We start from the raw sequence: 13,017 nt of genomic DNA, 5'->3' as shown, positions 1-13,017 counted from the left end.
CAGATGCGGATCGAGGACGTGTGGCCGCTGTCCCCGCTGCAGGAAGGGCTGTTGTTCCACGCCGGATACGACGGGGACGCCCAGGACCTGTACGTGGTCCAGGGCGTGGTGGAGCTGACCGGGACGCTGGACGTGGCGGTGCTGCGCGCGTCCTGGGAGGCGCTGCTGGCCCGCCACGCGAGCCTGCGCGCGAGTTTCCAGCACCGCGCCTCGGGCGCGCCGGTCCAGGTGATCGCCGAAGGCGTGCCGCTGCCGTGGCGGGAGGAGGACCTGTCCGGCCTGGCCGGGCCGGAGGCCGAGGCGGAGGCCCGGCGGCTGGTGGAGCGCGACCGCGCCCGGCGGTTCGACCTGGCGGCACCGCCGCTGCTGCGGCTGACGCTGATCAGGATGGGCGAGGCGCGGCACCGCATGGTGTTCGCCTCGCACCACATCGCGCTGGACGGCTGGTCGCTGTCGGTGCTCCTGGAGGAACTGTCCGAGGTGTACGCGGCGGGCGGCGACGCGGGCGGCCTGCCGCCGGTGACTCCGTACCGGGACTATCTGGCATGGGTGGACCGTCAAGACAGGGACGCGGCGCGGACGGCATGGCGCGAGGCGCTGGCGGGCGCGGACGAACCCACGCTCGTGGCCCCCGCGGGCCCGGCCGACGACGACCCGGCGAAGCCCGGCCACGTGATCGTGACGACGGGTGCGGACGCGGCACGCGCGCTCGCGGCGACGGCCCGCGCGCGGGGCCTGACCGTGAACACGGTGGTGCAGGGCGCGTGGGCGGTGCTGGTCGGCCTGCTGGCGGGCCGCTCCGACACTGTGTTCGGCACCACGGTCGCGGGCCGTCCGGCCGAGTTGCCCGGCGTGGAGCGGATGCTGGGCCTGTTCATCAACACCGTCCCGGTACGGGTCGTGCTCGACCCGTCGAAGCCGTTCGCGCGGATGCTGGCGGAGCTCCAGGACCAGCGGACGGCGCTGATCGATCACCAGCACCTCGGGCTCGCGGAGATCCGGCGCGTCGCCGGGGCGGGCGCCTCCTTCGACACCCTGCTGGTCTACCAGAACTTCCCGCGCGACCCGTCCGGGCCGCTGCGGTTCGGCGGGGTGACGGTCACCGGCGGCCACAGCGAGGACGCCTCCCACTACCCGCTCACGCTGATCGTGACCCCGACCCCGGACGACGGTCTCGAACTGCGCCTGGACCACCGCCCCGACCTGTTCGGCGAGGAGGACGCGCGGGCGCTCCTGCACCGGCTGGCGCGGGTCCTCGATCGCGTCGCCGCCGACCCGGAGCTGAGCGTCCGCGACCTGGACCTCCTGTCCGGCGAGGAACGGCGGCAGGTGGTGACCGGGTGGAACACCACGACCCGGGCCGTGGCGGACAGGCCCCTGCCGGAACTGTTCGAGGCGCAGGCGGCGCGGACCCCGGACGCCGTCGCGGTGGTGGGCGACGGGGTGGAGTTGAGCTATGCGGAGCTGGACGAGCGGGCCAACCGGTTCGCGCACGAGCTGATCGCCAGGGGACTGGGCCCGGAGGACCTGGTCGGCGTCGTCATGGAACGGTCGGCCGAGTCGCCGGTGGTGCTCCTGGGGATCACGAAGGCGGGCGCCGCCTACCTGCCCGTCGATCCCGAGTACCCGGCGGAGCGGATCGGGTTCATGCTCGCCGACGCCCGTCCGGCCCTGATCGTGTGCACGAGCACGACCGCGGGCCTGGTGGGCGATGATGCCGGGGTCGGCCGGTTGGTGTGGGACGATCCCGCGACGTCCGCCCTGCTCGCGGCCCGTCCCGCCACCCCGCCGACCGACGCCGATCGGGCGGCGCCGCTGCGTCCCGGCCACCCGGCCTATGTGATCTACACGTCCGGTTCGACCGGGACGCCCAAGGGCGTGGCGGTCCCGCACCGGGGGATCGGGAATCTGGCCGCGGCGCAGATCGACCGGTTCGCGGTGGGGCCGGAGTCCCGCGTGCTGCAGTTCGCGGCGCTGAGCTTCGACGCCTCCGTTTCCGAGCTGTGCACGGCGCTGCTCGCCGGGGCCGGGCTGGTGCTCGCCGCCGCCGACCGCCTGCCGCCGCAGGGCGCCCTCGAGGACCTCGTCGCCGAGTTCGGCGTGACGCACGTGACGCTGCCGCCGTCCGTGCTGGGCGCGGCCGAGTCGCTGCCGGAGGGGCTGCGGACCGTCGTGGTGGCGGGTGAGGCGTGTCCTCCGGCGCTGGTGGAGCGGTGGTCGGCCGGGCGCCGGATGATCAATGCGTACGGGCCGACCGAGACGACCGTGTGCGCCACGATGAGCCCGCCCCTGGCACCCGGGGCCGTGGACGGCGGCACGGTCCCGATCGGCGAGCCGATCTGGAACATGCGGGTATTCGTGCTGGACGACTTCCTGCGGCCCGTCCCGCCGGGTGTGACCGGGGAGCTGTACGTCGCCGGCGCAGGGCTGGCACGCGGGTATGCAGGCCGGGCCGGTCTGACGGCCGAGCGGTTCGTGGCGTGCCCGTTCACCGGTGGCGGCGAGCGCATGTACCGGACCGGCGACCGTGCGCGGTGGACCGGGGCCGGGGAACTGGTGTTCGCGGGCCGCGCCGACGACCAGGTGAAGATCCGCGGATTCCGGATCGAGCCCGGCGAGATCGAGGCGGTCCTGACCGCCCACGAGCGGGTCGGCCAGGCGGTGGTGATCGCCCGCGAGGACCGGCCCGGCGTCAAGCGGCTGGTCGCTTACGCCGTCCCCGCCGACCAGCCCTCCAGAGTCGACGGGCGGGCGTTGCGGGAGCACGTCGCGGCCCGCCTTCCCGATCACATGGTCCCGGCCGCGGTGGTCGTGCTGGACGCGTTACCGGTCACGGTGAACGGCAAGCTCGACAGGGCCGCGCTGCCCGTACCCGACTTCGCGGGGGCGGTCACCGGGCGCGCCCCCGCCACCGCCACCGAGGAACTGCTGTGCGGCCTGTTCGCCGACGTCCTCGGGCTGGAGCGGGTGGGCGCCGAGGACTCGTTCTTCGAGCTCGGCGGCGACTCGATCATGTCGATGCTGGTGGTGTCCCGGGCCCGCCGGGCCGGGGTGGTCATCAGCGCGCGGCAGATCTTCCAGGAACGCACCCCCGCGGGGCTGGCGCGCGTGGCCGAGACGGTCGCCGACGCTGACGCCTCCGCATCCGAAGCGGCCGAGGACGTGGCCACTGGACGGGTACCGCTGACCCCCGTGATGCGCGAACTGGCCGAACGCGCGGGTCCGGCCGCGCTCACGGGCCGGTTCTGCCAGTCGATGCTCGTCTCCGTCCCGTCGGGGACACGACTGGAGCCCCTGATCACCGCCTTTCAGACCGTCCTCGACCACCACGACGCGCTGCGGGCCCGGCTGGACGCGGACGCCCGGTGCCTGGTGGTGCCGCCGCCCGGCGCCGCCGAGGCGCTCTCCGCGCGGGCCTGCGTGCGGCGGGTCGACGCCGTCGGGCTGCGGGATGAAGCGCTGGCCGAAACCGTGGCCGGGCATCGACGCGACGCGGTCGCCCGCCTGGACCCGTCCGGCGGCGTGCTGGTGCAGGCGGTGTGGTTCGACGCCGGTCCGGAGGTGCCGGGGCGGCTGCTGGTGGTGGCCCACCACCTGGCCGTGGACGGGGTCTCGTGGCGCGTGCTGATGCCCGATCTGGCGGCGGCGTATGCGGGGAACGCGCTGGAGCCGGTCCGGACGTCCTTCCGGCGGTGGGCGATCGCGCTCGCGGAGCAGGCGGTCGGTCAGGAGCGCGTCGGAGAGCTGCCGCAGTGGACCCGGATGCTGGCCGGGCCCGACCCGCTGCTCGGCGGGCGGCCCCTGGATAAGGAGACGGACACCGCCGCGGAAACCCGGCGCGAGGCGCTACGCCTCAAGGGCGAGGTGACCTCGGCGCTGCTGACCGGTGTTCCGGCGGCGTTCAACGCGGGGGTCGACGACGCCCTCCTGGCCGGACTGGTCGCGGCGGTGGACGAACGGCGCCGCCGCCAGGGCCGCCGCGCGCCCGGCGGAATGCTGGTCGATGTGGAGGGCCACGGCCGTGAGCCGCTGGCCGAGGGCATGGACCTGACCCGGACGGTCGGCTGGTTCACCGCGCAGCACCCGGTACGGCTGGACCCCGGCGGAACCGGCTACGCCGACGTGCGGGCCGGAGGCCCGGGGGCCGGGCTGCTGGTCAAACGGATCAAGGAGCAGCTGCGGGCGGTTCCCGGCGACGGGCTGGGCTACGGGTTGCTCCGCCACGTCAACGAGGCCACGGCGCCCGCCCTCGCCGCGCTGCCGGTGCCTCAGATCGCCTTCAACTACCTGGGCCGCTTCACCGCCTCCTCGTCCGCCGCCGGAGACGGCTGGCGGCCCGCGGGGGAGGCGGTCCTCGGTGGGGCCCCCGACCCGCGGATGGCCGCCACGCACGCGCTGGCGGCGTCCGCGCTGGTACGGGACCTGCCCGGCGGGCCCGAGCTGGAAGTGTCGCTGACCTGCCCGGCCGGTCTGCTGGACGCCGGCGAGCTCCAGGAGCTGACGGCCGGATGGGCGGCCATGCTGCACGGCATCGCCGCCCACGTCACCCGGACGGGCGGCGGCGGCCTCACCCCTTCCGACGTCCCGCTGACGGAGATCAGCCAGGACGAGCTCGACGAGTTCGCGGCACTGGCGGAAGACCTGGGGCAAAGGGGGATCGCGTCGTGACAGGTTCCGCGCTGGCCGAGGTCTGGCCGCTGTCGCCGTTACAGGAAGGGCTGCTGTTCCACGCCCGGTACGACGAGGGCGCCCGCGACGTCTATGTGGGGCAGCGGGCGCTCGACCTGACCGGCCCCCTGGACGCCGCCGTACTGCGGGCTTCGTGGGAGGCGCTGCTGGACCGGCACGCGAGCCTGCGCGCGGGTTTCCAGCGCCGCGGCTCGGGCGTCCCCGTCCAGGTCGTCGTCCGGGGCGTGGCCCTGCCGTGGCGGGCGGAGGACCTGTCGGACCTGGACGAGGAGGCCGCCGAACGGGAGGCCCGGCGGCTCGCCGCGGAGGAGCGGGACCGGCGCTTCGATCTCGCGGCGCCACCGCTGCTGCGGTTGCTGCTCATCGGCTTCGGACCCCGGCGGCACCGGCTGGTGATCACCACGCACCATCTGGTGATGGACGGCTGGTCGATGCCCGTCCTGGTCAGGGAGCTCACCCAAGTCTACGCGGCGGGCGGTGACGCGGGCGGCCTGCCGCCGGTCACGCCGTACCGGGACTACCTGGCGTGGCTGGCCCGCCAGGACAAGGACGCGGCGCGGCGGGCCTGGAGCGAGGAGCTCGCGGGCGTGACCGGGCCGACCCTGGTCGCCCCGGCCGACCCCGGGCGGGAGCCGGTTCTGCCCCACCACGTCATCGCGCCGGTCGACGCCGCCCTGACCGAGGCGCTGCGCGAGACCGCCCGCAGGCACGCGTTGACGTTGAACACGGTGGTCCAGGGCGCGTGGGCGGTCCTGGTGGGCCTGCTCGCGGGCCGCCGCGACGTCGTCTTCGGCGCGACGGTGGCCGGACGGCCGGCGGATCTGCCCGGTGTGGAGCACATGCTCGGCCTGTTCATCAACACCGTGCCCGTACGGGTCGGGCTGGACCCGTCACGGCCGGTGGCGGAGATGCTGGCCGAGGTCCAGATCCGGCAGGCCGAGCTGTTCGACCACCAGTACCTGGGGCTGGCCGACATCCAGCGCGCGGCCGGTCCCGGCGCCACGTTCGACACCCTCGTGGTCTATGAGAGCTATCCGCGCAGCCCGGACGGCCCGCCGAGGCTCGGTGACGTCGAGCTCGGCGGAGCCGGCAGCGTGGACGCCTCCCACTATCCGCTCACGCTGGTGGCCACCCCGGGCGACCGGCTCGAACTGCAGATCGACTACCGGCCCGACATGTTCGACGCGGCCACGGCACAGGCCCTGGCCGGTCGTCTGACGCGCGTCCTGGCCCAGATGGCCGCCGACCCGGAGGTCCGGGTGGGCGATCTGGAGGTGCTCGGCGAGGCCGAGCGTCACCAGGTCCTGGTGGAGTGGAACGACACGGCTCGTCCGCTGCCGGATGTGTCGGTGGCGGGGTTGTTCGAGCGGCGTGCGGCGGAGTCTCCGGACGCGGTCGCGGTGGTGTCCGGGGATGTGGAACTGACCTATGCCGAGCTCAACGACCGGGCCAACGGTCTGGCGCATGCGCTGGTCCGGCGGGGTGTGCGGCCCGGGGATCTGGTCGGTGTGCTCATGGAGCGGTCGGCCGATCTGATCGTCGCGTTGCTGGCGGTGTTGAAGGCCGGTGCGGCGTATGTGCCACTGGAGGAACGGCGGCGGGCGGTCGCCGCCGAAACGGGCGTCTCGGTGGTCCTGACCGGCGAGGACTTGATCGAGGAGCCGCGTCCGGACGGCCCGGACGTGCACGTCTCGGCGGACTCCCTGGCGTATGTGATGTACACGTCGGGGTCGACCGGTGTGCCGAAGGGCGTCGCCGTCACTCACGCCAATGTGGTCGCGTTCTGCGAGGACGGAAGCTGGACCGATGAGGTGGTCGAGCGGGTCCTGGTCCAGGCCAACCACGCCTTTGACGCCTCGACCTATGAGCTGTGGGTGCCGTTGCTGCGGGGCGGGCGGCTGGTGGTCGTTCCTCCGGGTGAGGTGGATGCGGTCGAGCGTGGTCGGTTGATCGCTGAGCACGGGGTGACCAACGTGCATGCCACGGCCGGGTTGTTCCGGGTGCTGGCCGAGCAGTCTCCGGAGATCTTCGCCGGGGTCCGGGAGGTCTCGACCGGCGGCGACGTGGTCTCGTCCGCCGCGATCCGGGCGCTGCTGCAAGAGCACCCGGGCATGGTGGTGCGGACCACCTATGGCCCGACGGAGAACACCGCGTTCACCACCCAACTCGCGTTCACTGACGCCGAGTCGGTTCCCGCCTCGGTACCGATCGGTGTGCCGATGGACAACACCCGGGCGTATGTCCTGGACGAGTTCCTGCGGCCTGTCCCGCCGGGTGTGGTCGGGGAGCTCTACCTCGCGGGCGCGGGGCTGGCGCGCGGCTATGTGGGCCGGGCCGGTCTGACGGCCGAGCGGTTCGTGGCGTGCCCTTTCTCCTCCGGACGCATGTATCGGACGGGTGATCTGGCGCGGTGGAACTTCGCCGGAGTCCTGGAGTTCGCCGGCCGGCTCGATGAGCAGGTCAAGATCCGGGGGTTCCGGATCGAGCCCGGCGAGATCGAGGCGTTCCTCGCCGCCCACGAGCAGGTCGGCCAGGTCGCGGTGATCGCTCGTGAGGATCAGCCGGGCGTGAAGCGGCTGGTCGCCTACGTCGTCCCCGCCAACGGCAGGTGCGATGAGGGCGTCCTGCGCGAGTACATGGCGGAAGGGCTGCCGGAGTACCTGGTCCCGGCGGCCGTCGTGGCGCTGGACCGGCTTCCTGTCACGGTCAACGGCAAACTCGACCGGGCGGCTCTGCCCGCGCCCGACCTCGCCGGGCCGCGCGACGGCCGGGGCCCCGCGACGCCGACCGAAGAGGTGCTGTGCGGGCTGTTCGCCGAGGTCCTCGGCCTGGAGACGGTGGGCGCCGAGTCCTCGTTCTTCGAGCTCGGCGGTGACTCGCTGCTGGCCATGCGGCTGGTCGCCCGCGTGCGGGCGGTGCTGGAGGCGGAGGTGAGCATCAGGCAGATGTTCGCCGCCCCGACGGTCGCCGGTATGGCCGGGCTCATCGACGGGGAGCGGCCCGGCGGCGCGCGCGCGGAACTGGTGGTGCGGGAGCGGCCGGAGGTTCTGCCGCTGTCGTACGCGCAGCAGCGCATGTGGTTCGTGAACCGGCTGGAGGCGGCGGGAGCCGGAGCCGCCTACAACATCCCCCTTCCGCTGCGGCTGACGGGTGACCTGGACATCGCCGCGCTGGAGGCCGCGCTCGGCGACGTCGCCGACCGGCACGAGAGCCTGCGGACGATCTTTCCGGCCGTGCACGGCGTCCCGCACCAGGAGATCCTGGAAGGCGCGGTCGGCCGTCCCCGGCTCGCCGTCTCCGAGATCGCCGAGGACGGGCTGCCGGAGGCGCTGGCCGCCGAGATGCGCCGGGGCTTCGACCTGGCCCGGGATCTGCCCTGGCGGACCACGCTGCTGGCGTTGTCGCCGACGGACCACGTCCTGGTCGTGGTCGCGCACCACATCGCGGTGGACGGGTGGTCGATGGGCGTGCTGGCCCGCGATCTGAGCACCGCGTACGCGGCACGGCGGTCCGGGAGCGCGCCCGGGTGGGAGCCGCTGCCGGTGCAGTACGCCGACTACGCGCTGTGGGAGCGCGAGGTCCTGGGCGACGCCGATGACTCCGGCAGCCTGCTCTCGGCTCAGCTCGCGTACTGGCGCGCGGCTCTGGCCGGCGTCCCCGAGGAGATCGCCCTCCCGGCGGATCGCCCGCGGCCCGCGGAGGCGTCGTTCGACGGGGCCTCGGTGCCGGTGCGCGTGGGGCCGCGGGTGCACGCCCGGCTGGTGGAGGTGGCGCAGCGGACCAGGACCACGACGTTCATGGTGGCCCAGGCCGCGCTGGCGGCGCTGCTGGCCCGGATGGGCGCGGGCACCGACGTCCCGGTGGGGGCGGTGGTGGCCGGGCGCGGCGACGCGGCGCTTGAGGACCTGGCCGGGTTCTTCACCAACACGCTCGTGCTGCGCACCGACGTGAGCGGCGACCCGACCTTCACCGAGCTGCTGGCGCGCGTACGGGAGACCGACCTGGCCGCGTACGCGCATCGGGAGCTGCCGTTCGAGCGGCTGGTCGAGGACCTCAACCCGGTCCGTTCCCTGGCGCGGCATCCGCTGTTCCAGGTGATGCTGGCCTTCCACAACATCCCGCAGGCCCGGACCCCGTGGGACCTTCCCGGCGTGCGCGTACGGCCCCTGCCGCCGCTGGAGGAGACGGTGACGGCCAAGTTCGACCTGTCGCTCGCGCTGGCCGAGCAGCGGGACGAGGCGGGCGCCCCCGCCGGGATCACCGGGGACATCCAGTACGCCACCGACCTGTTCGACGAGCCGACGGCGCGGGCGCTCGCCGAGCGGCTGGAACGGGTCTTCGAGCAGGTCGCTGCGGACCCGAAGCTGCGCGTCGGCCAGCTCGACCTGCTCGACGAGGCCGAACGGCGGCGGCTCGCCGCGCACCAGGCCGCCGTTTCGGACCGGCCGGCGCCGGAGGTGACGCTGCCCGAGTTGTTCGAGCGGCGCGCGGCCGAGACCCCTGACGCGGTGGCGGTGGTGTCCGGTGAGGTCTCCTGGACGTACGCGGAACTGGACGAGCGGGCGAACCGGCTCGCGCACGAGCTGATCGATCGCGGCGCGGGGCCGGAGACGCTGGTGGGCGTCGTCCTGGAGCGTTCGGCCGAGCTGGTCATGACGGTGCTCGCCGTGGTGAAGGCGGGCGCCGCCTACGTTCCGGTCGACCCCGGATATCCGGACGGCCGCATCGCCTACATGCTGGCCGACGCGGCTCCCGCCGTCGTCGTGTGCACGAACGCGACCGCGGGCGCGGCGGCGGCCGGCGGTGGCGGGGACGGGCGGCTGGTGCTGGATGATCCCGCGGTCGCCGCGGCGCTCGCCGCACGTCCCGGCACGCCGCCCGCCGATGCCGGCCGGGCCGTGGCGCCGCGCCCCGGGCACCCGGCCTACGTGATCTACACGTCGGGCTCGACCGGCCGGCCCAAGGGCGTGGTGGTCCCGCACGCCGGCGTGGTCCGGCTGCTGACCGAGACGGAGCACTGGTTCGGGTTCGGGCCCGACGACGTGTGGACGCTGTTCCACTCCTACGCCTTCGACTTCTCGGTGTGGGAGCTGTGGGGGGCGCTGGCGTACGGCGGGCGGCTGGTCGTGGTGCCCTATCCGGTGTCGCGGTCGCCGCGCGACTTCCTGGCGTTGCTGGCCGCCGAGCGCGTCACCGTGCTGAACCAGACGCCGTCGGCGTTCTACCAGCTCATGGCGGCCGACACGGAGGCGCCCGCGGCCGGTCTGGCGCTGCGGTTCGTGGTGTTCGGCGGCGAGGCACTGGAACCGGCGCGGCTGGCGGGCTGGTGCGCCCGGCGCCCCGAGGCGGTGCCGGTGAACATGTACGGCATCACCGAGACCACCGTGCACGTCACCCACGCGCCGCTGGACGCGCGGACCTGCGCGGAGGAGAGGGCGAGCGTCATCGGCGTGCCGATCCCGGACCTGCGGGTGCACGTCCTGGACGACTGGCTGCGGCCCGTGCCGCCCGGAGTGACCGGCGAGATCTACGTGGCGGGTCGCGGGCTCGCCCGCGGCTACCTGGGCCGCCCGGAGCTGACCGCCGCGCGGTTCGTCGCGGAGCCGGGCGGCTCCGGAGGCGCCCGCATGTACCGGTCCGGCGACCTGGCGCGGCGGCGCCCGGACGGCACGCTCGAGCACCTCGGCCGCGCCGACCAGCAGATCCAGCTGCGCGGCTTCCGGGTCGAGCCGGGCGAGATCGAGTCCGTCCTGGCCGCGCACCCGAGGGTCTCCCAGGTCGCGGTGGTCGCCCGCGAGGACCGGCCCGGCGTCACGCGCCTGGTCGCGTACGCGGTGGCCGGCGGCGTCGACGGACCGGCGCTGCGGGAGTACGCGGCGGCGCGGCTGCCCGAGCACATGGTCCCGGCCGCGGTGGTGATGCGGGACACGCTGCCGGTGACCGTGAACGGGAAGCTGGACAAGGCCGCGCTGCCCGCCCCCGACTTCGCGGGCGCGGCGAGCGGCCGGGGCCCGGCGACGCCGGTCGAGGAAGTGCTGTGCGGGCTGTTCGCCGAGGTCCTGGGGCTGGAGCGGGTCGGCGCGCAGGCGTCGTTCTTCGCGCTCGGCGGCGACTCGCTGCTGGCGATGCGGCTGATCGCGCGGGTCCGGGCGGTGCTGGGCGCCGAGATCGGCATTCGCGAGCTGTTCGCCGCGCCCTCGGTCGCGGGCGTCGCGCGGCTGGTGGCCGGCGACCCCGAGGGCGCGCGGGCCGAGCTGGTGGCGCGGCAGCGGCCGGAGACCGTGCCGCTGTCGTACGCGCAGCAGCGCATGTGGTTCCTCAACCGGCTGGAGGAGGACGGAGACCCCCTCGCGGTCGCCGCCTACAACGTGCCGATGGCGTTGAGGCTGATCGGCGATCTGGACGTCGCGGCGCTGGAGGCGGCGCTCGGCGATGTGGCCGACCGGCACGAGAGCCTGCGCACCCTGTTCCCGGACGCCGGCGGCGTGCCCCGCCAGGAGGTCCTGACGGGCGCGGCGGGGCGGCCGCGCCTGGTGGTCGGGAAGGTGGCCGAGCGGGATCTGCGGGAGGTGATCGGCGCCGAGATGACCGGGGGCTTCGACCTGGCCCGGCGGCCGCCGTGGCGGGTCCGGCTGCTCGTCGTGTCACCGTCCGAGTTCGTCCTGGTCATGGTCGCGCACCACATCGCGGTGGACGGCTGGTCGATGGGCGTGCTGGCCCGCGACCTGGGCGCCGCGTACGCGGCCCGCCGGTCCGGGAGGGCGCCGGGGTGGGAACCGCTGCCGGTGCAGTACATCGACTATGCGCTGTGGCAGCGCGAGACCCTGGGCGACCCCGACGACTCCGGCAGCCTCATCTCGGGGCAGCTCGACTACTGGCGGCGGGCCCTGCGAGGGGCGCCGGAGGAACTGGTGCTGCCCTGGGACCGGCCGCGTCCGGCGGTGGCCTCGTACGAGGCAGGGACCGTCCCCGTCGAACTCGACGCACGCCTGCACGCGCTGCTGGTGGAGGTGGCCCGGCAGAGGGGCGTCACGATGTTCATGGTGGCGCAGGCGGCGCTGGCGATGCTGCTGGCCCGGGTCGGTGCCGGCACCGACATCCCGGTGGGGACGGTGGTGGCCGGACGCGGCGACGCGGCCCTGGAGAACCTGGCGGGCTTCTTCGTGAACACGCTGGTGCTGCGGACGGACGTGAGCGGCGACCCGTCGTTCACCGAGGTGCTGGAGCGGGTGCGCGAGACCGACCTGGCGGCGTACGCGCACCAGGACCTGCCGTTCGAGCGGCTGGTCGAGGACCTCAACCCCGCCCGCTCGATGAGCCGGCACCCGCTGTTCCAGGTGATGCTGGCCGTCCACAACATCCCGCCGGTGGACTGGGACTTCCCGGGCGCGCAGGTGGCCCCCATGCCCGGCGGATCGATGTCGGCCAAGTTCGACCTCTCGGTGACGCTGGAGGAGCACCGGGACGAGGACGGCTCTCCGGCCGGTATCGGCGGTGAGATCGAGTACGCCGTCGACCTGTTCGACGAGGGCACCGTCCGGGAGCTGGCCGGACGGCTGGTGCGGGTCCTGGAGCAGGTGGCCGCCGACCCGGAGACCGGCCTGGGCGACCTGGACGTCCTGTCCGGCGAGGAGCGGCGCCGTGTCGTCGAGGAGTGGAACGACACGGCCCGGGAGGTGCCGCGCGATTCGCTGGCGGGCTTGTTCGAGGCGCAGGTCGCGCGTTCCCCCGATGCGGTGGCGGTGGTGTACGAGGGGGAGCCCTGGTCGTACGCGGAGCTGGACGCGCGGGCGAACCGGATGGCGCACGAGCTGATCGCGCGCGGCGCCGGACCGGGCGGCCTGGTCGGCGTCATGCTGGACCGGTCGGCGGATCTTCCGGCGGTGCTGCTGGGGGTCATGAAGGCGGGCGCCGCGTACGTTCCGATCGACCCGGAGTATCCGGCCGACCGCATCGCCTACGTGATCGAGGACGCGTCGCCGGGCGTGACGGTGTGCACGACCGCGACCCGGGAACTGCTGCCCGGAGCGGCGGGGCAAGAGTTGCTGGTGCTGGACGACTCGCCTGTGGCGGACCGTCCGGCGACCGCGCCGTCCGTGCCGCTGCACGCCGACGCCCTCGCGTACGTGATCTACACCTCGGGCTCGACGGGACGTCCCAAGGGAGTCGCGGTCGGTCATGCGGCGGTCGTCAACCAGCTGCTCTGGATGCAGGGCCGGTACGGGCTCGCGGCCGATGACCGGTCGGTGCAGAAGACTCCGCTGGGGTTCGACGTCTCGGTGTGGGAGCTGTTCTGGCCGTTGATCGTGGGTGCGGGCGTGGTGGTGG

Annotated in this window: 2 protein-coding genes; both read left to right on the top strand. The window is 74.2% G+C overall.

Annotated elements, in window-relative coordinates; genetic code table 11:
- Positions 1–3: 3 nt before the first annotated feature.
- Positions 4–4,668: an amino acid adenylation domain-containing protein gene (locus ACFPZN_RS44205; protein ID WP_378288866.1), complete on the top strand. Its 4,665-nt coding sequence runs from the start codon at positions 4–6 to the stop codon at positions 4,666–4,668.
- The coding region (locus tag ACFPZN_RS44200) for a non-ribosomal peptide synthetase (RefSeq protein WP_378288864.1) at positions 4,665–13,017 on the top strand (8,353 nt) is incomplete at its 3' end. The genes ACFPZN_RS44205 and ACFPZN_RS44200, both read left to right, overlap by 4 nt.

The organism is Actinomadura rugatobispora (assembly GCF_042656285.1).
GTDB lineage: Bacteria > Actinomycetota > Actinomycetes > Streptosporangiales > Streptosporangiaceae > Spirillospora > Spirillospora rugatobispora.
Note: the sequence above shows the minus strand (reverse complement) of the source record. Positions and strands in the feature narration are given on the sequence as shown.

Excerpts from the sequence above, each read along its gene's own strand:
- ACFPZN_RS44205 (WP_378288866.1), top strand. The coding sequence starts at position 4 with ATGCGGATCGAGGACGTGTGGCCGCTGTCCCCGCTGCAGGAAGGGCTG.